At 64.8% G+C, this 25,386-nt stretch carries 23 protein-coding genes; 8 read left to right on the plus strand and 15 right to left on the minus strand.

What is annotated here, in order from left to right:
- The coding region (locus tag VN706_03475; protein HXT14660.1) for a hypothetical protein at positions 1-259 on the plus strand (259 nt) is incomplete at its 5' end.
- Here the strand turns inward: VN706_03475 and VN706_03480 are convergent.
- Together VN706_03480 and VN706_03485 are read right to left on the minus strand one after the other, a co-directional pair.
- Positions 256-1,473, minus strand: a complete 1,218-nt coding sequence (locus VN706_03480; protein ID HXT14661.1) for a DNA polymerase IV — start codon at positions 1,471-1,473, stop codon at positions 256-258. The genes VN706_03475 and VN706_03480 overlap by 4 nt on opposite strands.
- Positions 1,470-1,733 (minus strand): hypothetical protein, encoded by a 264-nt coding sequence (locus VN706_03485; GenBank protein HXT14662.1) that lies wholly within the window; start codon positions 1,731-1,733, stop codon positions 1,470-1,472. The genes VN706_03480 and VN706_03485 overlap by 4 nt, the downstream gene beginning before the upstream one ends.
- Positions 1,734-1,917: 184 nt before the next feature.
- Between VN706_03485 and VN706_03490 the strand changes: the two genes are divergently transcribed.
- On the plus strand, positions 1,918-2,625 hold the full coding sequence (locus VN706_03490) for a GntR family transcriptional regulator (GenBank protein ID HXT14663.1): 708 nt from the start codon (positions 1,918-1,920) through the stop codon (positions 2,623-2,625).
- Between the two features lie 22 nt (positions 2,626-2,647).
- On the opposite strand, the gene VN706_03495 is transcribed toward VN706_03490, so the two are convergent.
- The 10 genes from VN706_03495 to fadI all read right to left on the minus strand — a co-directional run bounded on the left by VN706_03495 (position 2,648) and on the right by fadI (position 13,314).
- A complete protein-coding gene (locus VN706_03495; GenBank protein ID HXT14664.1) occupies positions 2,648-3,637 on the minus strand; it encodes a tetratricopeptide repeat protein in 990 nt (329 codons plus the stop codon).
- Between the two features lie 128 nt (positions 3,638-3,765).
- A complete protein-coding gene (rsgA, locus tag VN706_03500; GenBank protein ID HXT14665.1) occupies positions 3,766-4,746 on the minus strand; it encodes a ribosome small subunit-dependent GTPase A in 981 nt (326 codons plus the stop codon).
- On the minus strand, positions 4,743-5,159 hold the full coding sequence (locus VN706_03505; protein ID HXT14666.1) for a hypothetical protein: 417 nt from the start codon (positions 5,157-5,159) through the stop codon (positions 4,743-4,745). The genes rsgA and VN706_03505 overlap by 4 nt, the downstream gene beginning before the upstream one ends.
- Positions 5,159-6,097 carry a proline dehydrogenase family protein gene (locus VN706_03510; GenBank protein ID HXT14667.1) on the minus strand — a complete coding sequence of 313 codons (939 nt, stop codon included), beginning with the start codon at positions 6,095-6,097 and terminating at the stop codon, positions 5,159-5,161. Before VN706_03510 ends, VN706_03505 begins: the two co-directional genes overlap by 1 nt.
- Positions 6,097-7,950 (minus strand): M14 family zinc carboxypeptidase, encoded by a 1,854-nt coding sequence (locus tag VN706_03515; GenBank protein HXT14668.1) that lies wholly within the window; start codon positions 7,948-7,950, stop codon positions 6,097-6,099. The genes VN706_03510 and VN706_03515 overlap by 1 nt, the downstream gene beginning before the upstream one ends.
- Before the next feature lie 84 nt (positions 7,951-8,034).
- A complete protein-coding gene (locus tag VN706_03520) occupies positions 8,035-8,670 on the minus strand; it encodes a hypothetical protein (GenBank protein ID HXT14669.1) in 636 nt (211 codons plus the stop codon).
- Positions 8,671-8,675: 5 nt separating this feature from the next.
- The gene (locus VN706_03525; protein ID HXT14670.1) at positions 8,676-9,263 is read right to left on the minus strand and encodes an isoamylase early set domain-containing protein; all 588 of its coding nucleotides are present in this window, start codon (positions 9,261-9,263) and stop codon (positions 8,676-8,678) included.
- Positions 9,256-9,804, minus strand: coding sequence for an RNA polymerase sigma factor (locus tag VN706_03530; GenBank protein HXT14671.1), 549 nt, complete (start codon positions 9,802-9,804; stop codon positions 9,256-9,258). The genes VN706_03525 and VN706_03530 overlap by 8 nt, the downstream gene beginning before the upstream one ends.
- A 44-nt stretch (positions 9,805-9,848) precedes the next feature.
- A complete protein-coding gene (gene fadJ, locus VN706_03535; GenBank protein ID HXT14672.1) occupies positions 9,849-12,053 on the minus strand; it encodes a fatty acid oxidation complex subunit alpha FadJ in 2,205 nt (734 codons plus the stop codon).
- Entirely contained in the window at positions 12,016-13,314 is a 1,299-nt protein-coding gene (gene fadI, locus VN706_03540; protein ID HXT14673.1) for an acetyl-CoA C-acyltransferase FadI, read from the minus strand. The genes fadJ and fadI overlap by 38 nt, the downstream gene beginning before the upstream one ends.
- 36 nt (positions 13,315-13,350) lie before the next feature.
- Between fadI and glpD the strand changes: the two genes are divergently transcribed.
- Complete coding sequence (gene glpD, locus VN706_03545; protein ID HXT14674.1) at positions 13,351-14,985, plus strand: glycerol-3-phosphate dehydrogenase; 1,635 nt, start codon at positions 13,351-13,353, stop codon at positions 14,983-14,985.
- 82 nt (positions 14,986-15,067) lie between these two features.
- On the opposite strand, the gene VN706_03550 is transcribed toward glpD, so the two are convergent.
- Together VN706_03550 and VN706_03555 are read right to left on the minus strand one after the other, a co-directional pair.
- Positions 15,068-17,722 (minus strand): ABC transporter permease, encoded by a 2,655-nt coding sequence (locus VN706_03550; GenBank protein ID HXT14675.1) that lies wholly within the window; start codon positions 17,720-17,722, stop codon positions 15,068-15,070.
- Positions 17,722-18,054 (minus strand): PadR family transcriptional regulator, encoded by a 333-nt coding sequence (locus tag VN706_03555; GenBank protein ID HXT14676.1) that lies wholly within the window; start codon positions 18,052-18,054, stop codon positions 17,722-17,724. Before VN706_03555 ends, VN706_03550 begins: the two co-directional genes overlap by 1 nt.
- A gap of 240 nt (positions 18,055-18,294) precedes the next feature.
- Here VN706_03555 and VN706_03560 point away from each other — a divergent pair, with 240 nt between their 5' ends.
- The 5 genes from VN706_03560 (at position 18,295) to VN706_03580 (ending at position 24,729) form a co-directional block, all read left to right on the plus strand.
- Entirely contained in the window at positions 18,295-18,891 is a 597-nt protein-coding gene (locus VN706_03560) for a hypothetical protein (protein ID HXT14677.1), read from the plus strand.
- A 353-nt stretch (positions 18,892-19,244) separates the two neighbouring features.
- Positions 19,245-20,036, plus strand: a complete 792-nt coding sequence (locus VN706_03565) for a tetratricopeptide repeat protein (GenBank protein ID HXT14678.1) — start codon at positions 19,245-19,247, stop codon at positions 20,034-20,036.
- 59 nt (positions 20,037-20,095) lie between these two features.
- Positions 20,096-21,133 carry a sigma 54-interacting transcriptional regulator gene (locus VN706_03570; GenBank protein ID HXT14679.1) on the plus strand — a complete coding sequence of 346 codons (1,038 nt, stop codon included), beginning with the start codon at positions 20,096-20,098 and terminating at the stop codon, positions 21,131-21,133.
- Positions 21,130-22,776, plus strand: a complete 1,647-nt coding sequence (locus tag VN706_03575) for an HD domain-containing phosphohydrolase (protein ID HXT14680.1) — start codon at positions 21,130-21,132, stop codon at positions 22,774-22,776. Before VN706_03570 ends, VN706_03575 begins: the two co-directional genes overlap by 4 nt.
- Positions 22,777-23,085: 309 nt before the next feature.
- Positions 23,086-24,729: an HD domain-containing phosphohydrolase gene (locus tag VN706_03580; protein ID HXT14681.1), complete on the plus strand. Its 1,644-nt coding sequence runs from the start codon at positions 23,086-23,088 to the stop codon at positions 24,727-24,729.
- On the opposite strand, the gene VN706_03585 is transcribed toward VN706_03580, so the two are convergent.
- Positions 24,726-25,208 carry a GreA/GreB family elongation factor gene (locus tag VN706_03585; GenBank protein ID HXT14682.1) on the minus strand — a complete coding sequence of 161 codons (483 nt, stop codon included), beginning with the start codon at positions 25,206-25,208 and terminating at the stop codon, positions 24,726-24,728. The genes VN706_03580 and VN706_03585 overlap by 4 nt on opposite strands.
- Positions 25,209-25,386 lie beyond the last annotated feature (178 nt).

The following is a 25,386-nucleotide window of genomic DNA, read 5'->3' on the forward strand; positions in this document are numbered from 1 at the left end:
TTGGAGCCGACTCCACGTGCATTTCACTCCGAAACACGGCAGCTGGCTGAACCAAGCCGAACTCGAATTGAGTCTGCTCAGTCGTGGTTGCCTCGGTCGCCGTCGGCTCGACACGTTGCACCAACTCCGCGCCGAGACCAACGCATGGACGACGCGAGCGCATGAGGCCCGGACCAAAATCCAATGGCGCTTCACACGCAAAGACGCCCGCCGCAAGTTTGGTTATCAAGCGAAACTCTCTAGCCGGTCAAAGACCTAGTCGATCAGGCGCGCCGGGACGATGCCCTTGTCACCGAATCGTTCGCGCACTTTGTCGATGGTGCGCGCCAGCACGCGGTCGCGATCCGTCTCGTCCGTGCGCGAGTCGCGCGACTCGAACAGCGCGAGCTGATCGGCGGTCGCATCGACCGTCAGCGACGACAGCTTCACGCCGAGCAAGCGCGCCGGGACGCGGCGTGCGTTGCGAAGTTTCGCGAACAATGCGCGCGCGACCTCGAGAATCACGCGATCGGAGATCACCGCGCGATCGAGCGTGCGATTGGCCTGGCGCGTCTTGAAGTCGTGGTCGCGAATGCGTACGGTGATCGTGCGCGCGGTGAGTCCATCGCTTCGCAGGTCCGACGCGGCGCGCGTGATCAGCGCGAGCAGCTCGCGCATCAACTCGTCGTCATCGTTGATGTCGTGCGAAAACGTTTCGTCGCGGCTGATGCTCTTCGCCTCGCCATGCGATTCTACTTCGCTGCCGTCGATGCCGCGTACGCGGTCATACAGCCACTCCGCCTCGCGCGCGCCGAGCCATTGCGTGAGCGCCGGCACATCGTACTGGAGGACATCGGGCACGCGGCGCATGCCCAGCTTGGCCAAGCGCTCCTGAAATCGCGGTCCAACGAGTGGGATCTCGGCGAGCTCGATCGTGTCCATGAACTGCGCTTCTTCGCCGGCGGGCACGACGTGCACGCCCGTCGCTCCGGTACCAGGCTTTGGCTTCGCGCGCTCGACCGCGAGCTTCGCGACGAGCTTGGATGTGCCGCCGCCGATCGAAACAGAGAGCTTTGTTTCAGCGGTCACCGCCTCTCGAATGCGCCGCGCTGTCTCGCCGAGCGGCTCGGAACCGTACAGTTCCTCGGTGCCGCCCAGGTCCATGTACCACTCGTCGATGCTCGCGCCCTCGACGATCGGGGCGAAGCGCTCGAGCACGGCGCGAATCTGCCGGCTCTTTTCACCGCAGGCACGACGCGGAACGGGAACGCACATGGCGCGGGGACACAGGCGTAGCGCGCGCGAGATCGGCATGGCCGACTTGACTCCGAACTTCCGTGCTTCGTAGGACGCCGAACAAACCACGCCGCGGCTTTCCCGCGTGCCGCCGACGATGAGGAGCGGTTCCTTGCCGGCACCTTCGGGGTCGACCATGCGCGCCACGGCGACGAAGAATGCGTCGGCGTCGGCCAGGAGAATCCGTCGGGGATTCACCTGACGTGCAGGTCCTGAACGAAGCGCGAGCCCTCACTGTATCGAGTGATTCCGAGCGTTCGCGCCATGATCTCGCCGACCACGCCGGCGATGTGGTCGCGGTGCTCCTCGGCATCCATCCCGTCGGTCGGCTCGCTGTTGTCGACGATGAAGTCGATCACCGACCCGGGCGTCTCGAGGTAGGCATCGTTCGCCTCGCCAACGGGAACGCCAAACTCTTCTTCGACGGCCGCGAAGAATTCGTCGAGCGCCCAGCTCATGACGTGCGGCGGAAGGGAGTCGCTGGCATCCCTTGCAATGTGGGCCTGGCTCAGGGATGCGGCAACGGTACGAAAGTATGACGGTGGTTGCCGTGCGCCGCACGGCGCGTCATATATTGCGCATACAATGACTCCCGCTCGCAAACCGTTGACCCGCCCTTCGGCCGATACGACCGAGCTACCGATGGGAAGCGCCGCCGACGCTCCGCACGGCTCTCGCCCGGAGCAGGTGTACGCGCGCTTGCGCGATCTGATCGTGCAAGGGTTGCTGGCGCCGGGGAGCCGCATCGTCGAGACGGAGATCGCGAGCCGCCTGGGTGTGAGTCGCACGCCGGTGCGCGAAGCGTTGCAGCGGTTGCAGCAGGAAGGCTACGTCATGGGTTCGCCGGGCGCGCAGCAGTCGCGCCTCACGGTGGCTCCGCTCACGCGCGACGACGTGTACGAGCTGCTGAACATTGTGGGAGCGCTCGAAGGGCTTGGCGCGCGCGGTGCAGCGGCGCTGCCGCAGACGGAGCGGCGCGACCTGGTTCGCCAGCTTCGGGCCCTGAACGCGGAGTTTCATCGCTCGGGCAAGGCGATGCCGGTGGATCACGGCGCGCTGTACGACGCCGACGAGCATTTTCATCGTCGCATCGTGGAAGCCTCGTCGGGGCCGCGGCTGCTCGCGCTGCACGAGGCGGTGAAACCGCAGGCGGAGCGTTACATCCGCATGTACATCAGCATGCTGACGAGCGACATTCGCGCGTCGGTGTACGAGCACGACATCATCACGACGGCGATCGAGGAAGGGCGCGCGGACGACGCGGAGCTGGCGGTCGCCGTGAACTGGCGCCATGCCGCCGATCGCTTGAGCAAGGTGATCGCGATGGCGGGCGAGCGGGGCGCCTGGTAACGAGCTCGTCGCGATCGCGCGACTACTTCACGTTGTCGAGCGCTTTCTTCGCGTCGTTGTTGCCGGGATTGAACGTCAGCGACTGCTGATACTCCGCCTTGGCGACGTCGCGCTTTCCCTGTTTCTCGGCGACCTGGCCCAGGAAATAGTGCGCCGCGCTGAAATTGAGCTTTGACGCGTCGGCGGGCGGCGCGGCGAGCCAGACGCGCGTCTCGCGCTCCATGCGCGCGGGATCCTGACCGGCGCTGTTCAGCACCGACGCCATCGCGAGATGCGCCGTGACGAGATCGGGCCGATGCTTTAACAAATTCTCATAGGTCGCGAGCGCGTCGTCCCATCGCTTCTGGCGGCGGAAGAACCCGGCGAGCGCATTGTAGGGGGCGCCGCTGTCCGGCGCGGCCGCGACGGATGCCTGGAATTCCTTCTCCGCGCCGGCGATGTCCTTGTCGTGCTCGAGGAGCGAGCCCATTTCGCGGTGGCCGCGCCAGAGGCTCGTCTTTTCGATCTCGCGCGCCTGTTCCTTGGCCTTGTCCATGCTGCCGCCCATGAATCCCGGGGCCATCGAGTAGAACTGAATCAGGCCCGTGCGCGCGTCGACGGACGTCGGATCCAGCTCCACCGCGCGCTCGAATTCGCTCTTCACGCGCCGGGCCATGAATGGTTGTTTGAATTTGCTCGCGTGCTGCGCCTGATCGCCGATCGAGTTGCCGAGCCACAGGTGATGGGCCGAGCTCTTGTCGTTCGCCGCGACGGCTTTCTCGAACCAGTCTTCGGCGTGCTTGGAGTCGTCCTGCTCCATGTATGTGATTCCCATACAATGCAGCGCCGCATCGTCCTTGTCATTTTTCGCGAGCAGGGTCCGAACCTCCGCGCGCGCCTCATCGAACTTGTGATCGGTCACGAGCTTCTGAACGGCGGGGGAGCACTGGGCGTGCGCCGCCCCGGCGAGAGCTGTGGCGAGAGCTGTGGCGAGAGCTGTGGCGGCCATGCCGGCGAATAAGTGAACGCGCATGGTAGTCTCGGTCAGAGAGGTGGCGGGCGACGGCGGCGAGTCCCCTCACATGCTGAGAGGATTGTTCTCGAATGTCAAGAGAAATGTGTGCGAGGGCGTGACGTCGACGCCGCGTTGTGTCGAATCGACTACGCTTCGGCTTCGATTTCCTCGAGCAGCCGGCAATACGAGTCGTAGCGTGCGTCGTCGATCTCGCCGCGCGAGACGGCATCACGCACCGCGCAATCCGGCTCGGCGACGTGACGACAATCGGCAAAGCGGCAGCGATCCTTGAGGGCGCGGAGCTCGGGAAAACATTCATCGAGCCGCTCGGCGGGCAGCGACCAGAGTCCGACTTCGCGAAGTCCAGGCGTATCGATGACGTAGCCGTTGTCATTCGGCAGCGGGAGCATCACGGCGCCGACGGTCGTATGACGACCCTTGTTCACCGATTCGCTGATCGCGCCGACGCGCAGATTCGCGCCCGGAAAGAGTGCGTTGAGCAGCGACGATTTGCCGACGCCCGACGGTCCGGTGAGAACCGAGCGTCGTTCGCCGAGCATGGCGCGAATGGACTCGAGGCCAAGACCGCTCTTCGCGGCGGTGTAGTGCACCGGATATCCCACGCGCTCGTACGCCGCGAAGCGTTCGTGCGCGGCGGCCTCGCCAACGAGATCGACCTTGTTGATGATGATTCGCGCCGCGAGTCCGTTGCCCTCGGCGATGACGAGGAAACGATCGAGCATGCGCGGGTGCGGCTCGGGCTTGGCCGCGGCGAAGACGATCACGACCTGATCGACGTTGGCCGCGACGATGCGTTCGCCCTGGCCGCCACCGGGTGCGCGTCGCGCCAACTGCGAGCGGCGCGGCAGAATCTCGGAGATCGCCCAGGCGTCATCCCGCGTACCGCGCTCGAGATGCACGTCGTCGCCGACGGCGAGCTTGAGCGTTTCGGCCGCGGCGGCCACCGTGTCGCGCCGCAGCGAGCCGTCGGCGCGCTTTCCGGAATTAGATTTCTTTAAACGCCCGCGAAGCGCGGCATCCACCGTCTCTCCGTCGTCGGTGCGGATTTGCCACACGCCGCCGGTACCGCCGAGCACCACGCCGCGCACGAGCGTGTCGATGGTCACTCGTGCTCCGGTGTATCGCCGGTGTCGTCGCGCATCGCGTCCCACCATTTGCGCGTGGGAGCGCTGCCGGCGCGCGCGGCGATCAATCGATCGAGCAGCGCCTTCACTTCGGAGAGCGGCGTCTCGCCGAGCGCGGTGCGTGCGTCCTGCTCCGTCGCCGCGGTGAGAAGAAAGTCCGTCTCGAGATGGCCCTCGGGCGTCTGTGCGCCCTGGCGAGCCCATTTCACGAAGAGGAAGAACGCGCCCCACGGACCCGCGGCATCGCCTGTCTCTTCGGCCATCAGCTCGACGCTGTAGGAAAAGCCGTCGCTTCCCTCGAACGCGGCCGGGCGATCGTGGACCGCCGCATAGCCGCCGATCGTCGACGCGTCTCCCCTGGAGTGATCGGGCTCGCGAAACCGCGCGTGCGACATCAAGTCGACCGATGCCCGAGCATCTCGCGTACGACGTTGCCGGTGATGAACGCCAGGTTTGCGGGGCGCTCCGCCAGGCGGCGCATCAGATACGGATACCACTGCGTGCCGAACGGCACGTAGACGCGCATGCGGTATCCGTCTTTCACCAGCTGCTCCTGCAGATCGCGACGGATGCCATACAGCATCTGGAACTCGAAGCGCGAGCGATCGATCTGCTTGTCGGCGACGAACTTCTTCGCCGCGGCGATGATCGCGGGGTCGTGGGTCGCAATCCCCGGATAGTTCGCTTTCTCGAGCAGTGTGTGCATGCACTTCACGTAATTCGCGTCGACCTCGGTCTTCTCGGGGAACGCGACCGATGCCGGCTCCTTATAGGCACCCTTGCAGAGTCTGACGCGGCAGCGCGCCTGCACCGCTTGATCGACGTCGGCGGACGTGCGATAGAGATAACTCTGGAGGACGATGCCGACGTTCTCCTTATACGCGGGATACAAGCGGTCGTAGAACAAGCGCAGCGTTCGTTCGGTGTACGCGGTCGATTCCATGTCGAGCCGAACGAACGTGTTGTACGCTTGTGCGCGGCTCAACACGTCGTGCATGACCGCGACGCACAACTCCTCGGAGATGTCCAAGCCCATCGCGGTGAGCTTGACCGAGACGTTCGCATTCAGGCGCATTTGGTGAATGCGATCGAGAATGCCGAGATATTCATTGCCGGCCGCGCGCGCTTCGCGCTCGTTCGTGACGCTTTCGCCCAGCAGGTCGAGCGACGCGGTGATGCCGCTGGCATTCAGTTTCTTCACCGCGGCGACCGCGCTGTCGAGCGTCTCGCCGGCCACGAAGCGAGACGCGAACTTCTTCGCGAGCTTGTTGTTGCGAACGAACCGGAAGATCCGCGGCTGGTTCGAGAGATACAGCATGGTGGAACGAAGCATCAGTCGCGAACGGCCTTGGCGCGAAGGGTGGCTGGGCTGACGATGCGGAGCACCGGAAAATCCGTGTGCGGCGCAACGATGTTGTCGTAAAAGCTCCACTGCATCAGTCCGTCTTCGCTCAGCGGCTCGAGCAGGTAGAAGGCGACGAGACCAAACGGCTGTCCCGCGCGGACGACATACGTGCCGGCCGGCAGCACGTGCCCCGCCGGCGCGTCCCAGGTGCCGGCGATGTCCTTCATCATTCGCGATGTTTCCGAGCGCCCGCGATCCATGACGCTGTCCACGTGAAACGCCTGCGCCGATACCGTCGCCGGTGCGGTCAGTCGTTCCACGGTCAGCCCATGCATGCGCAAGTATGGTGCGATCGCCTTTGCCGTCTTGTCGTCGAACGCATACGCGAACGGCAGCGTGCTCGTGAGCGTCGGCGTGAAGCTCGCCATCACCGGCATGCGAACGAGCTTGATGATGCCCGTACGCTGGCGGTTTCCCATGCCGGGTTCGCGCTTGGTGGAATCGGTGAGCGGAACGACTTCTTCCACGCGCACGTCCTCGATGCGCGTCGTATCCATGCGCGACCGGAGAGACAGCTTCGGCGCGCTCGCGGAATTCCGCGCCCACGCCGCCACCTTCGCGTCGCCCCGCGGCCCGAGCTTCATCACCTCGCTCTTGTGCTCGGCGATGTAGGAAAGAATCTCGCTGACGAAGTCGTATGTCGACGCAACGCGCCGCGCGAACGGGTCGTGCGAGAATGCTTCGCTCAGAATCGCGAGTCGATTTCGTAAACCGTAATAGTTCGTGCCGTAGCGAGCGAAGGGTTCATAGGTCGAGAACACCCAGCCGCTCGTGGGAATCGAGTCGGCGATGATCTGCTCGAGCGAAGGACCGCGCGCGAAGTTGCCGCCGCCACCGCCGCCGCGACGGCCACCACGTCCCGTCGAGTCCGCACCGCGGCCGAATCCACCGCCGCCGAGCGCGCCACCAGGTGCCGCACCGCGGCCGTTCGGTCGCGGACGACTGAAGTCGCCGTAGTCCTGCACGTAGAACCCTTCGCGATCGAGCATGCGCCGGCGAATGTCACCGAGCAGCTTCGTGGCGTATGGAATCACGTTGACGGCGGTTGGCGTCAGCGGCGGCGAGTATGTGAGCGCGTATCCGTGAACGCTGCCGTCGGTCGTGTGGAGATCCATGAACAAGTCGGGATTCCACCGATTGAGCATCTCGAACGCGCCGCGTGTCTCCGGCGCGTCGAGATCGATGTAGTCGCGATTGAGATTCCACCCCGACGCGTTCTGCCGCGTGCCGACGAGCTCCGGGCCGTTCTGCGCGCCGCGATTGCGCGACTGCGGCGCAAACTTCTCGTTCCCGTCCGCGTTGTAGATCGGCTGCACGATGAGCACGATCGAGTCGAGCACATTCTTTTTCTTGTCGAAGAGCAAGTCGCGCAGCAGCGACTGCATGGCTTCCTTGCCTTCGACTTCGCCGGCGTGGATGTTCGCCTGGATATAGGCGATCGGGCGATTGAGCCGCCGCGCGTCGGCCGGCGTCGTCACGAGCGGCCGCGAGGCGATCACGTACGGCAGCTCGCGCCCCTCGATCGTTTTGCCAATCGAGCCGGTCGAGATCGTCGCGCCGAGCAGCTTGAGCGAATCGATGAACGCAACGACGTCGTCGTAGTGCGACGTCTCGGTGAATCCCGTGCGTTCGGCGCGCGTCAATGGACGTTTGCCGACGAAGCTTTGTAGCGTGTATTTGCTCTGGGCCGGAATCGAGTAGTTGTCGACTCGGTCCCCTCGCTGCTGCGCGCCGAGCGAGCTCGCGACGCCGAGAGCGAGCAGCAATGCGAAACTTCGCATTCAGTTCCCCACGTGCAGTTGAAGGGGAATTGTACCCGGAAAGCGCCGCATGACGCTACTCCGTGCGTGCCTGGCTACTAACCGCTATTCGGTGGGCTTGCTGCCGCCGGGTCCACGCAGCACGAGACCACGGGCGCGCGTCGTGGCCGCGGCCGCGGGATCGGCGCCATGATCGATGTCCGCGCGCACGTTGCGCTGGAACAGCGCGTACTCGGAATCCTTGAGGCCCGAGCGCGCGAGCTGCAGCACGAGATCGGTCGCGGTGGGAATGGGCACCTGCCTGCCGATCAGATCGGTAAGCACCGTGAGCGGCATCGTGAGGGCCCGCTTCCCGGACGCGTTGCGCAGGCGCGCGAGATCGCGCTCCGATACGCCGGCGTCGAGCGCGCTCGATGCCACCTTGATCTCGTCGGCGGTGGCGTTGGGCCCGAGCATTCGCTTGGCCAAGCCCATTCGGAGCATCGTTTGATGCACGGCGGACGTGATCTTGGTACCGTCGAATCCCTTCGCCGCGCCCTCGAGCGCCTTATCGACGAGCGGCGCGGTGGGGAGCTTGGCATGCCGCGCCGAATCAACGATCGCGTTCACGGCCGCGAAGGTCGGCTTGTCGAGGCGCGCGGCGAGGCGCGTATCCTGCGCGCCGGCGCGATGACCAGCCACGAGAGCACCGAGAGCGACGATGAGCGCGAGGCGGCTTCGCGCCATGACGCTTCGCGCCATGGCGCTCACTTCTCTTCGACGACGATCGCCGAGTTCGCGACGCCGTAGTCGCTGTCGATGATCCGCGGCGCCATTGGATCAGCCACCCAAACGCTGTCGTCGACGATGAACGAATACCGATGATGCCCAACGGGAACCGGGGCGGTCACTGACCACACGCCGCCGCCGCGATGCTGCGCCTGATACGCCGCGTGCTTCGGGTCCCAGCCGTTGAAGTCGCCAACCACGGCGACCTTCTTCGCATCCGGCGCCACGAGAACGAACTGGACGCGCTGTGACGGAGCGGCCTTCTTCGCCGGCATCAGCGCGTTCACGATGGGCCTGGCCACGCGATGCAAATCGACCGACGCGTGCGCGGCGCCGAGAATGGCGAACACCGCGATGGATGCCGCCAGGATGCCGTACGACAACGGCGTCATCGTGATCGTCTGGCGGCGCGGCGTCGTGAGCCGCGACCACAGGCCGAAGCGGCGATGTCGCGGCAGCCGGCGAACGGCCGCCATGACGCTCGCGTCGAACGACGCATCGAGATGCACGTCGGCTTTCAGCTCGCGCGCAATCTCGTTCATTCTGAATTCGCCGTCGTCACGCACTATGCACCTCACTCAGCAGCTCTCGCAGGCGGTCGCAGGCGCGCATCACGCGCATCTTCAGCGCCGACACACCGACCCCCGTCAGCTGCGACATCTCGTCGTAGCCCATGTCTTCAACGTACTTCAACACGAACGCTTCACGCTGCTCGGGCCGCAATTGCTGCAACGCCCGATCGATCTCTTCTCGCCATGCCGACTGCTCGGCCGGATGGTCGTGCGCCGCCTCGAGCAACGCCACTTCGTCGGCAACGAATGTCCGCGACCGACGACCCCGCCGGGCGCCGAGCGTCCGGCAGCGGTTGACCAGGATGCGGAACAGCCACGCGCCGAAACGCTCCGGATCCTCGCAGCGCGCCAGCGATCGGTAGGCCCGCATGAAGGCATCCTGCAAAGCCTCCTGCGCATCCTCCCGGTTCCCGAGCATGTGAACGGCGTACCGCGCATACCGGTCGCGATACCGCTCGACCAGTACTCGGAATGCCTCCACATCGCCGCGTAAAACGCGGGCTACGACTGCTGCGTCTGCGCTAACGGCTTCCACGAGTGACAGACCTGGGGTATGTGGCTAGGGTCACAAGTCTTACCTCAACCGCCGTAAAACGTTCGTCTGCCCCTTGCCAAGTCCACCAAAAGCTCGGCCGGGGCGAATCGAGGCTGAAAACGGGCGTTCAAGTCCTCCAGTCTTTCTACGACGGTCGCCGCTCCAACGCTGTCCACATAGCGGAAGGGCCCGCCGCGGAACGGTGGAAAGCCGATCCCGAAGACGGCGCCGATGTCGCCGTCGCGCGCCGAACGAAGCACGTTCTCCTGCAAGCAGAGCGCGGCTTCGTTGACCATCGCCAGGACGCAGCGCTCGACGATCTCCTCCGGCGGAACCTCGCGCCCGGGCGTCGCGGGAGCGGCGGCCGTCGTGCCGCGAATGATCTCGTAGATCGTTTCGTCGACGCCGCCTTTCTTGCCGTCCGGGCCGTAGCGATAGAAGCCCTTGCCGCCTTTGCGGCCCGTTCGTCCCGCGGCGACGACGCGACGCATCGCGTCGGCGGGCGCCATACGCGGACCGAACGCCTCGGCGAGCACCAACCCGACTTTGCCGCCGACGTCGATGCCGACTTCGTCGAGAAGCGTGATCGGTCCAACGGGGAAACCGAAATCCTCGAGCGCGCGGTCGACGACGTCGATGGGGACGCCTTCGTCGAGGAGTCGGCCCGCCTCGTTCATGTATGCGGAGAGGGTGCGCGTCGTGTAGAAGCCTGGCCCGTCGTTCACGACGATCACCGTTTTGCCCAGGCGCTTGCCGTAGGCGACCGCCGTGACGATCGCCTCTGGCGCCGTCAGCGCGGTGGCGATGATCTCGAGCAGCGGCATGCGATGCACGGGCGAGAAGAAGTGCATGCCGAGCACGCGCTCCGGATGCGCGGCCGTCTCGGCGATTCGCGTGATGGGAATGGTGCTCGTGTTCGACGCGTAGATCGCGGATGGATCGATCGCCGGTTCCACTTCCTCGAGCACGCGATGCTTGAGCGCGAGATCCTCGAAGACCGCCTCGATGACGAGATCGACGGACTCGAATCCCGAGTAGTCGATCGTGCCGCCGACGAGACTCATGTAGTCCTCGAGCTGCAGGCGCGTGATCTGCTTGCGCGTCAACCGCTCCTGCAGCACTGAGCGCACGGCGGCCAGGCCTTTGCCGATGCGCGCGTAGTCGGTGTCCTTGAGCCGCACGAGAGTGTTCTGCTGCACGGCGATCGACGCGATGCCGGCGCCCATGAATCCCGCACCGAGCACGCCGAGCTTCTCGACCGTGCGCGGCGGTGGGACGATCCGCGTCGTGTCGACGCCCGGATCCTTCTTGAGCGCATTGCTCGCGAAGAAGAGGAAGACGAGCTGCCGCGACACGTCGGTCATCGCCATCTCGCCGAAGAGGCGCGCTTCTTCGCGGAGGCCTTCGGCGAATCCGCGGGTGTATCCGACCTGCACGGCCTCGAGCGCGGCGAGCGGCGCGGGATAGTGGCCGTGCGTCTTGTCCATCACGCTCTCGCGCGCTTTGCGAAACACCACGCCGCGACCGAACGGATTGTGCTCGAGGAGAAGACTCGCGGCGCCGTGCGAGCCTCCACGCGGAGGCTTGAGCTCGCGCGATGCGAGCTTCCGCGCGCGATCGATGGCAATGTCGCGCAGGATGGCGGGATGCACCATCTCGTCCACGAGGCCCATCTGCAGCGCGCGCTTCGCGCGTACGTTGCGGCCGGTGAGAATCATGTCGAGCGCGGCCTGGAGGCCGACGCGCCGCGGCAGTCGCTGCGTGCCGCCCATCCCTGGAATGACGCCGAGCTGCACTTCCGGCAGCGCCAGCGTCGTTCGTGGATGGTCGGTCGCGATGCGGTAGCGGCAGGCCAGCGCCAGCTCGAGGCCGGCGCCCAGGCAGGCTCCATGGATCGCGGCGACGACGGGCGTGCGCAGCTGTTCCATTCGCTTCAGCAGATCTTGCCCGAGCCGGCTCACGCGCTCGGCGTCCGCGGCCGATTTGAATTCCTTGAACTGCTCGATGTCGGCGCCCGCGATGAACGTATCGGGCTTGCCGGAGATCAATACTACTCCTTTAATGAGCGTATCCTCATCGACGCGCAGGACGATGCCTTCGAACTCGCCGACGAGGGCGGGGCTGAGCGTGTTCACGGCCTCGCCGGGTTTGTCGATGGTGACGACGAGGACGTCGTCTTCGAGCTGGGCGTTGAGCGCTGGGCGGGACTCGTCATGCGCGCTCCACCACCATCGCGTGCCCCATTCCACCCGCGGCGCACACCGTCATGAGCCCGAACTGGCCGCCGCGACGATTCAGCTCGTTGCACAGCGTGGTGAGAATGCGTCCACCCGTCGCGCCGAACGGATGCCCGATCGCGATCGAACCACCCATCACGTTCAGCTTCGAGCGATCGACCTCGCCCACCGGCTGCGTGAACCCCGCGCGCTCGGCCCACGCGCGCGACGTGAAGCCCTCGAGATTGCACAGCACCTGCGCCGCGAACGCTTCGTGCATCTCGACGAGATCCATGTCGCCGAGTGAGAGGCCGGCGCGCCTGAGGGCGACCGGCGCCGCGAGCACGGGACCCATCAGCAACTGCTCGCCCGGATCGAGAGCGGCATAGGCGTACGAACGAACGTACGCCAAGGGCACATAGCCCAGCGCCTTCGCACGCGATTCGCTCATGAGCAGAACCGCGCTCGCGCCGTCCGTCAGCGGAGACGAATTACCGGCGGTCACACTACCGTAGCGTCGATCGAACACCGGCTTGAGCGATCGAAGCTGCTCGATCGACGTATCCGTGCGAATGCCGTTGTCGCTCGTCAACACATTGTCGTAGCGCGGCGGCGGATATACGGGCACGATCTCCGCCGTCAGCCGGCCGTCCTCGGTACCGACCGCCGCCATGCGATGCGATCGCAGCGCAAATTGATCCTGATCCTCACGCGCGATGTGATTGATCTTCGCCATCTTCTCGGCCGACTGTCCCATGGTTTCACCGGTCGACGGCTCGGCGATGGCGGGGGTGATCGGCACGAAATCCTTCGGGCGAATGGAGCCGACGATCTTGAGGCGCTGCGCGGCGCTCTTGGCGCGCGAGAGCGACACGAGCTTCTCCGACATGGATCGCGAGTGAAGGATCGGCACGTTGGAGAGCGATTCCGCCCCGCCGGCAATGATGATTTCATGATGGCCGAGCACGATCTGGTCGGCGGCGTCGGTGATGGCTTGATTCGCCGACGCGCACGCGCGACTGACCGAATATGCTTCGCAGCCCTTCGGCAGCATCGGCAGCAGCGAGACTTCGCGCGCGATGTTCGGCGCGAGCACCGATGGCACGACCGTACCGTAGACGATCGCTTCCACGAGTTTTGCGTCGACGTTCGTTCGTTGAATCAGCTCGGCGACGGCGAGCTTCCCAAGCTCGATGGCACTCATGTGCTTGAGTGCGGAGCCGGCGCGCGCGAACGGCGTGCGCACGCCGGCGACGATCGCGACCCGTCCGCCGGGTCCGCCCAAGGATGGCATGTCTGGAAACTCGCTTAGCTTTGATCCAATGCAAGTGTGCGCGGGTTTTCGGTGAAGCGCGCCAAGTCGCTCGACGCGCTGCGCAGCCGGGCGTTCGACGTGCTCGTCGTCGGTGGCGGGATCACGGGATGCGGTATCGCCCGGGATGCCGCGCTGCGCGGGCTCTCGGTGGCGCTCGTCGAGAAGGATGACTTCGCGAGCGGCACCTCGAGCCGGTCGTCCCGGCTCGTGCACGGCGGCGTTCGCTATCTCGAGCATGGGCAGTTGCATCTGGTGTTCGAGTCGAGCGCGGAGCGGCGGCGGCTCCTGCGGCTCGCGCCGCATCTCGTGCGGGCGCTGGAGTTCACGTGGCCCGTGTACCGCGGCGCGCGCATTCCACGATGGAAGCTCGGCGCCGGGCTGATGCTGTACGACCTGCTGGCGTTGTTCCGCAACGTCGGGCGACACCGCCGGCTGAACGCCCGACAGGTGCTCGCGAACGAACCGACGCTGCGTGCCGATGGGCTGCGCGGCGGGGCATCGTACTTCGACGCCGCGACGAACGATGCGCGCCTCACCCTGGCAAACGCCATCGCGGCGCAGGAAGCTGGCGCGGTCGTCGTCAATCACGCCGCGGTCACGGAGCTGCTGCACGAGGGCGATCGAATCGCGGGCGCCATTGTGCGTGACAAGCGGACCGGAAGCGTGTCGAGCGTGCGCGCGTCAGTCGTCGTCAATGCGACGGGACCCTGGAGCGATCGCGTTCGCGCGCTCGATGACGATACGGCGCACGCCGTCGTGCGCGGCAGCAAGGGCGTTCACATCGCGATCGCGCGCGATCGGATCGGCAATCGTCACGCGATCACGCTCCTGTCGCCGATCGACGGGCGCGTGTTTTTCGTCCTGCCCGCGGATTCGATGAGCATCGTCGGGACGACGGATACATTCACGTCCGCACCGCCGGACGAAGTGCGCGCGACGGCGGAAGACGTGAAGTATTTGATCGATTCGGTCAACGCGTTCTTTCCCAACGCGCGACTCACATCGAACGACGTCTGTCGCGCCTGGGCGGGTATTCGTCCCCTGCTGCCGACGAACGGAAGCACACCGGGATCGGTCTCGCGCGAGCACGCGATTACCTGGACGCCGCGCGGGCTCCTCAGCATCACCGGCGGCAAGTTGACGACCTACCGCGTGATGGCTTCCCAGGTCGTCGATGCGGTCGCCGAGCGATTGCGGCGGCCGTCGCGCCGGAATCTCACGCGTGATACGCCGCTTCCCGGCGGCGATTTCGCTTCATTCGACGTGCTGGCTGCGGACATCGCGCGCGCGACGAACGACGTCGATCTCGCGGCGCATCTCGCGACGGCCTATGGCAGCCGGTGGCGTGACGTATGGTCAGAGATCTCGAATGACGGCGCCGAACGGCTCGTTCCCGCCCTGCCCTATACGATCGGAGAAATGCGCTACTGCGTTCGGCGCGAGATGGCGATGACGATCGGCGATCTGCTCATGCGCCGCACGCATTTTGCCTTCGAGCTGTGCGGCTCGGACGCCGGTGACGTGCCCGCGCGCGTCGCGACCGCGATCGCGCCGCTGCTCGGTTGGAGCGCGGAAGACGAAGCGCGCGCGGTGCGCCAGTATCTCGAGACCGAAGTCCCACGCACGTTCACGATTGACGCGTCATCCTGAGGCGCGTAGCGCCGAAAGGATCTCATCCCCATCCATGCGGATGAGATCCTTCGCTTCGCTCAGGATGACAGCGTAGTCACCACTAGTCGCCGCGCATCGCAACCAGCGGATCGACACGTGCGGCGCGGCGCGCCGGCAACCAGCTGGCGAGCGTGGACACGACGCCGAGTGCGACGACGACCGCGGTGAGGGTGAGTGGATCGCGAGCGCTGACGCCGAACAACAACGACGCCATCACGTGGCCGAATACCAACGCCGCCGCGATGCCGATGCCCACGCCCGTTACGGTGAGGGCCAGGCCCTCGCCGATCACCATGCGAGCAATGCGATCGGTCGTCGCACCGAGTGCGACGCGCACCCCCAGCTCGTGCGTGCGCTGGCTCACGGCGTATGCGATCACGCCGTACAGCCCGACCGCGGCAAGCACCAACGCGACGGCGGCGAAGATGGCGATGAGCGACGCATAGAATCGCTGCGCACCGACGGAGGCGTCGACGCGTTCACGCATCGTCATGACCGAGTACACCGGCACGTCGCGATCGAGATCGCGCATGACGCCGCGCAGCGCGGCGGCGAGCGTTGCCGGCGCAGCCGAGCGCGCAACGATCGTCAGTCCGTTCGCGGGGTACTGCGCGAGTGAGGCGTACACCGTCGGTTCGGGCGCGTCCTCGAGGCCGAAGGAGTGCACGTCGCCGACCACACCGACGATCTGATTCGTGGCCCCTTTGGGATCGCGTCCCCAGTCCATGCGAATGGACTGACCGACCGCGTCGGCGTTCGGGAAGAACTTCTTCGCGAACGCTTCGTTGACGACGTAGACATGCGGCGCGGTTGGAATGTCCGTGGCGTCGATGCCGCGTCCACGCACGACGGGAATTCCCATCGCGCTGAAAAATTCCGGCGTGACCTGACGCACCTCGCTGGCGGGTTCGTCACTTGGCCGCGGCACCGGCCGGCCGCGTATCTCGAACGTAAAGTCGTACGACGAATTGTCGAGCGGCACGTAGGTCGCGACGCCGCTTCGGTCGACACCAGGCAGCGAGCGAACTCGTTGCTCGATCGTCGCGACCAGATTTCGCGCGGCCGTTGAATCGTACTTCACCGCGGGCAGCGCGACTTTCATCGTCAGCACGCCGTCGGGTTTGAAGCCGGGGTCGACCGACATCAATCGCTCGAAGCTGCGCAGCAAGAGGCCCGCGCCGCTCAACAGCACAACGGCCAGCGCCAGCTCGGCCACCACGATCGTTTGCTTCGTGCGATGCGCACCGGGGCGTGTGTTCTGGCCGCGCCCTCCCGCACGCAGCGTGGACGCGAGCTGTCGAGCATTTGCCTGAAGCGCGGGCAACACACCGAACAGGAGTCCCGTCGCGATCGCGACAAACGCGGTCAACGCGAGCGTGGTTGCATCGATCGACGCATGCTGGGCCATCACCAGACTTGCCGGCGCGCTGCTCAGGAGCTTCGTCATGCCGATCTTTGCCACGAGCACGCCCACACCGCCGCCGACGATCGCCAGCAGCACACTCTCGGTCATCAATTGTCTAATGAGACGTCCGCGGCCGGCGCCCAGCGCGGCGCGGATGGCGAGCTCGCTCTCGCGCGCGTTGGCGCGAACGAGCAACAGGTTCGCGACGTTCGCGCAGGCGATCAGCAGCACGAGTACGACGGCGCCGAGGATGAGATAGAGCGGCTTGCGAAGATCGCCGACCATGTAGTCGTGCAGCGGGACGGCGGTGGCGCGGCGCTCGCGGAAGTCCTCGGGGAAGCGCTTCTCCATCGCCTCGGAGATGCGCGTCACCTCCGCGCGCGCCGCGTCGACGTCGGCGTCGTCCTTCACGCGCGCGACGAGGCCGAGCCAGCGCGCGCCGCGCGCCGCGTCGCTCAACTCCTGCGCGTCGAACTGCTTCGGCATCCACATCTCGACCGTGAGCGGGTAGTGCTTGTTCGCCGCGACGACACCGACCACGGTCACCGCCTTCGCGTTGACGCGGAGCGTTTTGCCGATGATCGCCGGATCGGCGGAGAAGTCGCGGCGCCAGAGCTCCTCACTCATAACCGCGACGGCGGGCGCCCCTTGCTGATCCTCGCCAGGGAGAAAGAACCGACCGACGAGTGGCGTCACGCGCAGGAGCTCGAACCAGTTCGCGTTGACGCGAAGCGCTTGCACGCGCTCGGCGTCACCTTGATCGCGCGAGATGTTGGCGGTCGTCGGCTCCATCGTCGAGAAGCCGACGAAGCGCGTTGCCTGTGTGCGATAGTCGACGAGGTCCATCGGCGTGCTCGCGTCGCCGTGGCCCTGCTGCTTGAACTGAATGCGCATGATCCGATCGCTCTTCGGAAATGGAAGCGGCCGGAGAAGGACGGCGTTGACGACGGAGAAGATCGCCGTGTTCGCGCCGATTCCGAGCGCGAGGGTGGCGATGGCGGCGAGCGTGAACCCGGGTGACGCGCGCAGTTTGCGCGCGGCGTAGGCGATGTCGTGGAGGAGGTCGCTCATGAAATCACTCCGCCGCTGCGCGGCTTCGATGTCTCGGTCGACGGCGTCGATGTAGCGGCGGGCGTCGTCGATGTCGCCGAACTCGCGCAGCGCCTGCGCGCGAGCGGTGTCGGGTGCGGTGCCGAGTGCGATGAGTGCGTCAACGCGTTCGGCGATGTGGAACTGGAGCTCGTCGTCGATGTCGGCTCGGATTTGACGAGCGGTGCGCCAGGGGAGGCGGAAGAAGCGGCGCGGGCGCATCACGCGGGCTCGAGGACCTTGAACACGGCGGCGGCGTACTGGCGCCACGTGGCCTCTTCGGCGTGGAAGTGCCGGCGGCCCGTGGGGGTGAGTGTGTAGTAGCGCGCGCGGCGGTTCTTTTCCGACAGGCCCCATTCCGCGGCGACGTAGCCGGCGCGTTCGAGTCGGTGGAGTGACTTGTAGAGCGGGGCGTCTTCGATGGTGAGGACGCCGTCGGTGCGCTCGTGGATCCAGCGGGAGACGGCGTAGCCGTGCATCGGTCCCCAGGCGAGGGCGCGGAGGACGAGAACGTCGAGGGTGCCTTGGAGGAGGTCGAGCGGCTGGGAGGACATTTTGCTTTTACCCCTTACTTGGTAAGGGGAAATTGCAGCGATGGTCCTGGCTGGTCAAGAGACCGAGTGACAGTAAAAAATTTTTACATAGAGCAAAGTTCTGATGTAAAAAAACTTTACTCTCGATGATGTGTGAAAATCGTAAATGATTGATTTATAATAGTTTAGTTAGCTGGCACAGCCAATGCTTTAGCAGCCGGCGTTGTGCGATGCCGTTCAACCCCTGTGGAGTCCCCCTTCATGCGTGCTCGTTCCCTCCGTACGTTATTCGCCGCCGTCGCTGTATTCGCCGCGGCTGCTTGCTCGGGTTCCGACAACCCCGCGTCGCCGTCCGCGGGGGCGAGGCAGGTGCCGACCGAATCCGCAAATCATTCGCTGCTCTTCGCGAGTCCGATCAACGTCAAGCCGCTGCAGCGTACGACGGCGCTGGCGACGTCGATCACCGTCTCGAAGAACATCGGCATTCTTGGCGGAACGATCGCGATTCCGCAGGCTGGCTTGACCGTCGTCGTTCCGCCGTTGGCGATCGCGTCGACGAAGCTGATCAGCGTCACCGCGCTCGCGGGGTCGAACGTGTCGTACGAGTTCGCGCCGCACGGGATCAACTTCACGGTGCCGCTCGTCGCGACGCAGAGTCTGCGCAACACACAGGCGGCCGCGGGTGGCTTGATCAATCCGCTGTCGCTCTCGCTTGGCTACTTCCCGGATTCGACGAAGCAGAATGCGGTGACGGAGCTGTTGACGCTTGGCGTCGACGTGTTGAACCAGACGTCGATCGCGACGATTTGGCATTTTTCGGGGTATATCTGGTCGACCGGCCGGTGCGACGATCAGTAAGCTGATCCGATAGGAATGGCGGATCGCGGGCGACGTTGGGCCCGCGACGCGAAGCGCAAATGCCTGTACGGCGAGCCATCGCGAGCTGAATGGACGCACAACCGTCGGACAGAAAAGTTCAACAGACGCTGGAAGCCCGGCGGCTCGCCGAAATCGCGCGGGCCGCCGGGCTTGGCGACTCGCCTGACGTCGCTCTTGAAGGGCATCGGCAAGCCATCGCCCTATTGGGTGGCGACCAGCCCACCCCGCTCCTCGCTGACGTGCTTCGGTGGCAGGGGTCCGTGCTCCTCGAGCGCGGCCGTCTCTCGGACGCGGAGCCGTTGTTCGAACGAAGCCTCGGACTCTCCGAGGAAATGGCGTACACCGCCGGCATCGCGCACGCGCTCAACTGTCTCGCCGGACTGTCGCAACGTCGCGGCGACCTGCACCGTGCAGCAAGCCAACTGATTCGCGCGCTCGATCTCGCCGAGCGATCCGATGAAACTCGTCTCGTGGGGAGTATCGAGCAGAACCTCGGCATCCTTTCCGATGTGCGTGGCGATCCGGAGGGCGCAGCCAGACACTATCTCATTGCCCAGCGTGTCTTCGAATCCGCGAACGATGAACAACGTCTCTGCTGGTTGTTGACGAACCTCGGCTATTTGCGGATGCGCCAGGAGCGCTACGACGAAGCGGAGGACATTTATTCTCGCGCACTTTCGATCGCCCGCGCCCGCGGCGATCTCATGTCTGAGGGAACGATCGAGGAAAATCGTGGCGAGGGGCGTTTGATTCGCGGCCAGATCGACGATGCCTACGATCCGATCCGCCGCGCCTTCGACATCGCCGAGCTGCGCCGCGACGACGGCCGCCTCGCCGCGGCGCTCAAACTTCGCGGCGCGTACGAGCGGTTGGTCGGCCGCGTGAACAGCGCGGTCGAGACGCTGCGACATGCGCTGACACTGAGCACGCTTGGTGAGGATGCCCTGCTCGGAGCCGAGGTCCTGTATCAATTTGGACTAGCGCTGTACGACGCCGGCGACTCGAAAATGGCTCAGGAGGTTTGGCGAGCCGCTCTAGAGGCCTTCGAGCGCATCGCGGCCGTGGATTGGGTCGCGCGGGTCCGGGAGGTGTTGACCAAGGGGTCGTCGGGTCGATACTTCTAGCGCGGCGCGGCCCGGATGGGGGCGCGTCACCGCACGTACCCCCGCATCCTGAGGTCTGTTTGGCGATCGCCGACGTTGGCGTTTCCGCAGCTATTCTGGCCGACCCGTCGTTCGGATTCCAAAGCATCGTTGGCGAAAGCCCGCTGCTGCGCGAAGCGATCGCGCTCGCGGAGCGCGTCGCCGGTACCCGGCGAACGACGGTGCTGCTCATTGGCGAGACTGGAACCGGCAAAGAGCTGTTCGCGCGCGGGATTCACTACGCCGGTATCACGGCGAGTGAGCCGTTCGTGGCGATCAACTGCGCCGCGATACCCGACACACTGCTCGAGTCTGAATTGTTCGGTCACGAGCGCGGCGCGTTCACCGGCGCGACGACGCGCAAGCAAGGGCTGCTGGAGCTCGCGGGATCGGGTACGCTCTTCCTGGACGAGGTACATCATCTGCCTCGTCTGCTGCAGCCAAAGCTGTTGCGCGCGCTCGAGTCGCGACAGATTCGGCGGCTGGGTGGGCTCGACGAGATGCCAATCGACTGCCGCATCATTGCGGCGGCCAGCCCGCTTCTCGAGCAAGTCGTCGGCACGGGCGAGTTTCGCGAAGACTTGTACTACCGGCTGAATGTCTTCTCCATCTCGCTTCCGGCGCTCCGTGATCGACTCGACGACATCGAGATCATCGCCCGACATTTCCTGCATCAGGAAGCACGCGAGTATCAGCAGCCGAAGGAACTATCGGCCGAAGCGGTGGCCGCGTTGCGCGTGCATCGCTGGCCAGGCAATGTGCGTGAGCTCAAGAACGTCATCGAGCGCGCAGCGATTTTGAGCGCGGACGCGCGTGTCGTGCAAGCCGAGCATCTGATGATTCAGCGGCGGACGATGCGCGCGGTCAATCCGGAGCCGGGGATCGGCGACATTCACATCCCGCCGCAGGGGAAGCTTCTCGAGGACATCGAGCGAGAAGCCGTTGCGTTGACGCTTCGCCTGACCGGCGGGAATCAAGCGGCGGCGGCGCGGATGCTGGGCATCTCGCGACCGACGCTCGCCAAGAAGATGGCGCCTCGGGCACCGCAGCAACCGATATCGTCCGACCGCGCGCAATGAGCCAGACGCTCGATCACGCATCCCTCGGTCCGGCGGTCGCGACGCTGCTCGACGAAGGGCAGAACGCCGACCGTGCCGGACGCCGCGAGATGGCGCGACGCCGGTATGAAGGCGCGCTCTATCTGCTGCGCGTTGAGCGTCCGGATGCCGCCGCGACGATCATGCGGCGCATCGCGCGAACCTACCTTGACGAAGGCGCGTTGGACGTGGCCGTCGACTGTCTCACGGCGGCGCTCGGAGTATCCGAAGCCGCGAACGACCTGTCTGGCGTCGCGCACGCGCTGAACTTTCTGGCTGTGACGTCGTCGCAGCGCGGAGAGTTCGACCAGGCCGAGTCCTATGCGGAGCGCGCGCTGCACTTCGCGCGCGAAGCGGCGGACCTGCCGCTCCAGGCGATCATCGATCAAAATCTGGGTGTGAGCGCGAGCATGCGCGGCGACTTCACGCTGGCGCTGATCCACTTCGAGGCGTGTCTCTCGTCGCTTCGCGCGGCGGACATGCGCGAGTACATGGGCGATGCGCTCAACAACATGGGCCTCGTGTACACCCAGCTTGGGCGGCTCGATGAGGCGCACTCTTCATATGATGAAGCGGTCACCTTCTACGCCGCTGCCGGCGAGACGCCTCGTCGTCTGCTGACCCTCATCAACTCGGCCGAGCTCTGGATCGCACGGCGGGAGTACGATCGCGCCGTGGCGGTTTGCGTGAATGTTCTCGTCGAAGCGGACGCCACCGGCGACCAGCGCGCAAACGGAGAAGCGAACCGGCATCTGGGGGTGGTCGCGCGAGTGCGCGGTGAGCTCGAAGAGTCGGAGCGACGCCTGTACAGTGCGTACGACAATGCCATGCAACGCGAAGATTTGTTGCTCGCGGCCGAAACGGCGCGCGAACAAGCGTCACTGTATGAGCTGATGGGAAAGAACCGCGAGACTCTGCAGTCGCTGCTGCGGTCGCACAAGTTGTTCACGAAGTTGCGTGCGCAGCACAATCTCGCGGATCTGCAGCGGCGCGTCGCACGGCTCGAGAACAGTTTCTACGAGCTCGTGGGCCGTTGGGCGCAGTCGATCGAATCCAAGGATGCGTACACGCTCGGCCATTGCGAGCGGGTGGCCGACTATGCGTGCGCGCTCGCGCGTGACGTGGGCTTCGATGACATCACCTTGTTCTGGTTCCGTATTGGCGCCCTGCTGCACGACGTCGGCAAGATCGCCGTGCCGTCAGAGATCTTGAACAAACCCGGCCGTTTGACGCCGGAAGAGCGCGAGGCAATGGAGCTGCACGCCGCGGCGGGCGCGAACATGCTCGGCGACATCGACTTCCCGTGGGACGTGATTCCGATGGTGCGCGGACATCACGAGCGTTGGGACGGTACTGGATATCCGGACCGCCTGGCCGGTGAAGATATTCACCTGAGCGCCCGCATTACGTGCATCGCCGACGTGTTCGACGCGCTCACGACGGACCGGCCGTATCGCGCCGGGTTCACGCGCGAGCAGGCGCTGGCGATGATGGCGGCGGACAGCGGCAAGCTGTTCGATCCCGAGCTTTTTGCGCGGTTCGAGCGGGTGGTGCGGACGATGGATCGGCTGTACGTGATTCCGACGCCGAATCGGTCGCGCGCGGTGGCAGCCGTCGCGGGATGAAGCCGCTGGCGATGCCGCTGTAGAGTTTGCATACAGCGCTACCGTACAAAATCGTGCACAACATGCCGATACTGAGCATGTGGAGTAGTCCTCGGCCGCTTAGACGGCGTCGCAACCGGCGGACTTGGGCTACACCACGCCGATGACGGCACTCGGGAATTGGCGATTGACGCCAAGCCCCGGATTTAGGATTTCCTGAAGGTTCTCGACTGTTGGATGGTTGGGACAGCGGCGCACGACTGTTGTGGCGATCGAATCGACTTCCCGTTCCAGGAACGCTGCGAGTGCATCTCGGCAGCTTCGTGGCGTATGAGCACCGGCGCAACCAAGGCGGAATTGTCGCCGGCGGTGGCGACGCTGCTCGAGCGCGCGCAGCAGTCGGAGCGGTCGGGGCGGCGGGAGTTGTCGCGCCAGTATTATGAGTCGGCGTTGTACCTGCTGCGGTTGGGCGATGGCGAGCACGCCGCGACCATCATGCGCCGGATCGCTCGGACGTATGCCGACGACGGCGTGTATGACGTGGCCCTTGACTGCTTCGAGGCCGCCCTCGCCTCGGCTGAAGCGCGGTCCGACAGTTCGGGCGCGGCGCATGCTATCAACGGCCTTGCAGTGGTGCACTTGATTCGCGGAGACTTGGACGAAGCCACTTCGCTTTACACGCGTGCGAAGACCTTTGTGACGCCCGCCGGCGAGCCCCAGCTCGATGCGATGATCACCCAGAACCTCGGTATCATCGCAAGTATGCGTGGTGAGCTTGAGGTTGCAATCGATCAGTTCACTTCCTGTCTGGCCACATATCGTACTGCAGGTCTCCGCGAACGCATCGGACCAGTGCTTAACAATATTGGGTTGGTTTTCACCCGGCTCAACCGGTTCGCTGATGCCGAAGCGGCGTACGATGAAGCAATCGAACATTGCGCTGTCTCAGGCGACCGTCCGAATCGACTCCTTGCGATGGTCAATTCGACAACGCTTTTGCTCGCTCGAGGAGACGTAGATAGCGCCACTAGGCGCTGCGAGCTCGTGCATTCGGAGGCCACGGCGTTAGGAGATCAGCGGGCTCTCGCCGAAACTGCAAAGAATCAGGGAGTCATCGCTCTCTTGTCCGGAAGGTTGGACGAAGCCAAGCATTTTCTGTCAGCTGCTTATGACGGTGCCGTCGAGCGCGAGGATTTGTTGCTTGCTGCCGAGACGGCACGCGAACAAGCGAGGCTGTACGAGGCGATGGAAGACAGCCGTGGTGTCTTGCGGGCGCTCTCGCGGTCGCACCGCCTATTTTCAAAACTCCGCGCCCAGCGTGACCTGGTGGATTTGCGACACCAAATTTCACGGCTTGAGCAACAATTCTTCGATATCGTCACGCGATGGGCTGGATCGATCGAATCAAAAGACCCATATACGCTGGGTCACTGCGAACGAGTAGCCGACTACGCTTGCGCCCTGGCGCTTGACGCTGGCTTTGACGAGATCACTTTGTTTTGGTTCCGCATTGGCGCGCTGTTGCACGACGTCGGAAAGATCACGACCCCAACGGAGATCTTGAACAAACCGGGACGTCTGACAGAGGAAGAGAGAGCGACAATGCAGCTGCATCCCGCAGTCGGTGCCGAGATGCTACGCGATATCGAGTTTCCATGGGATATTATCCCGATTGTTCGAAACCATCACGAGCGATGGGATGGCGCGGGTTACCCGGACAGGCTCGCTGGCGATCAGATTCCGCTGACCGCGCGCATCACGTGTATCGCTGACGTCTTCGATGCCCTGACAAGCGATCGTCCGTACCGGCCAGGATTCAGCCGCGAGAAGGCACTGGAGATGATGGAAACCGACAGCGGTAAGATGTTTGATCCCGAGCTGCTTCCGCGATTTGTGCGTCTGGTTCGACAACAACCGGTGCATCATGGTTTGCCGTCGCCGATCCGGCCGATCGCCGCAGCGCCGATCCTTTAAAGATCGGCCTCTTCGGTTGCGTGGATCGTTTTGAGTTCCACGACTTTGAGCTGACGCACTAATGTCGGCAGCCTGAGAAAGGCGATCTCTCCGACCGCCTTGCCAAGTAGCGCACGACCGATAGGAGACGCCATCGTGACGTGGCCCTCTTCGAATTCGAGAGCGTCGCCGAAGACGAGGTAATAGGTCTCTTTCGATCCCGTCTTTTCATCCTGAACGACGACCCTTGAACCCAAGCCGACACGGTCGGACGGGATCTGTGTCGGATCAATCGATGACAACTTGCTTAGGCGCTGCCGAAGTTGACCGAGGCGTGCCTGAACGAACTGCTGGCGCTCGAGCGCAGCCTTATACTCGCTGTTTTCCCGGAGATCGCCCAGCTCGACTGCTTTTCGAATTTCCTGCGGCAGAGTGACGTTGAGCTCGTACTGCAGCTTTTCGACTTCCTCTCCGAGTTTTGCCTTCAGCGCTTCGATCATGTGCAGTCGCGATTTCGAGATACAAAAAAAGTGCAGCGCCCGGGAGTAAGCCGGGCGCTGTCTAACATTCTCAAGTTACGGGCCGGGTCGACCTCAGCAAAGGGTCCGGACGGACTACCGGCGCTGAGTCGCAGTCTCAGTGGGTCGCGGATGGTCGACGGTTCTGACCTCGTTCGAG

The sequence above is a fragment of the Gemmatimonadaceae bacterium genome (genome assembly GCA_035606695.1).
Taxonomy (GTDB): Bacteria; Gemmatimonadota; Gemmatimonadetes; order Gemmatimonadales; family Gemmatimonadaceae; genus JAQBQB01.

Bases quoted from the DNA above. Each gene is read 5' to 3' on its own strand.
- VN706_03485 (HXT14662.1), bottom strand. From the start codon at position 1,733: ATGAGCTGGGCGCTCGACGAATTCTTCGCGGCCGTCGAAGAAGAGTTT.
- VN706_03490 (HXT14663.1), top strand. From the start codon at position 1,918: ATGGGAAGCGCCGCCGACGCTCCGCACGGCTCTCGCCCGGAGCAGGTG.
- VN706_03495 (HXT14664.1), bottom strand. From the start codon at position 3,637: ATGCGCGTTCACTTATTCGCCGGCATGGCCGCCACAGCTCTCGCCACA.
- VN706_03505 (HXT14666.1), bottom strand. From the start codon at position 5,159: ATGTCGCACGCGCGGTTTCGCGAGCCCGATCACTCCAGGGGAGACGCG.
- VN706_03510 (HXT14667.1), bottom strand. From the start codon at position 6,097: ATGCTTCGTTCCACCATGCTGTATCTCTCGAACCAGCCGCGGATCTTC.
- VN706_03515 (HXT14668.1), bottom strand. From the start codon at position 7,950: ATGCGAAGTTTCGCATTGCTGCTCGCTCTCGGCGTCGCGAGCTCGCTC.
- VN706_03520 (HXT14669.1), bottom strand. From the start codon at position 8,670: ATGGCGCGAAGCGTCATGGCGCGAAGCCGCCTCGCGCTCATCGTCGCT.
- fadI (HXT14673.1), bottom strand. From the start codon at position 13,314: ATGCCATCCTTGGGCGGACCCGGCGGACGGGTCGCGATCGTCGCCGGC.
- VN706_03550 (HXT14675.1), bottom strand. From the start codon at position 17,722: ATGCGCCCGCGCCGCTTCTTCCGCCTCCCCTGGCGCACCGCTCGTCAA.
- VN706_03555 (HXT14676.1), bottom strand. From the start codon at position 18,054: ATGTCCTCCCAGCCGCTCGACCTCCTCCAAGGCACCCTCGACGTTCTC.
- VN706_03560 (HXT14677.1), top strand. From the start codon at position 18,295: ATGCGTGCTCGTTCCCTCCGTACGTTATTCGCCGCCGTCGCTGTATTC.
- VN706_03565 (HXT14678.1), top strand. From the start codon at position 19,245: ATGGCGTACACCGCCGGCATCGCGCACGCGCTCAACTGTCTCGCCGGA.
- VN706_03575 (HXT14680.1), top strand. From the start codon at position 21,130: ATGAGCCAGACGCTCGATCACGCATCCCTCGGTCCGGCGGTCGCGACG.
- VN706_03580 (HXT14681.1), top strand. From the start codon at position 23,086: ATGAGCACCGGCGCAACCAAGGCGGAATTGTCGCCGGCGGTGGCGACG.
- VN706_03585 (HXT14682.1), bottom strand. From the start codon at position 25,208: ATGATCGAAGCGCTGAAGGCAAAACTCGGAGAGGAAGTCGAAAAGCTG.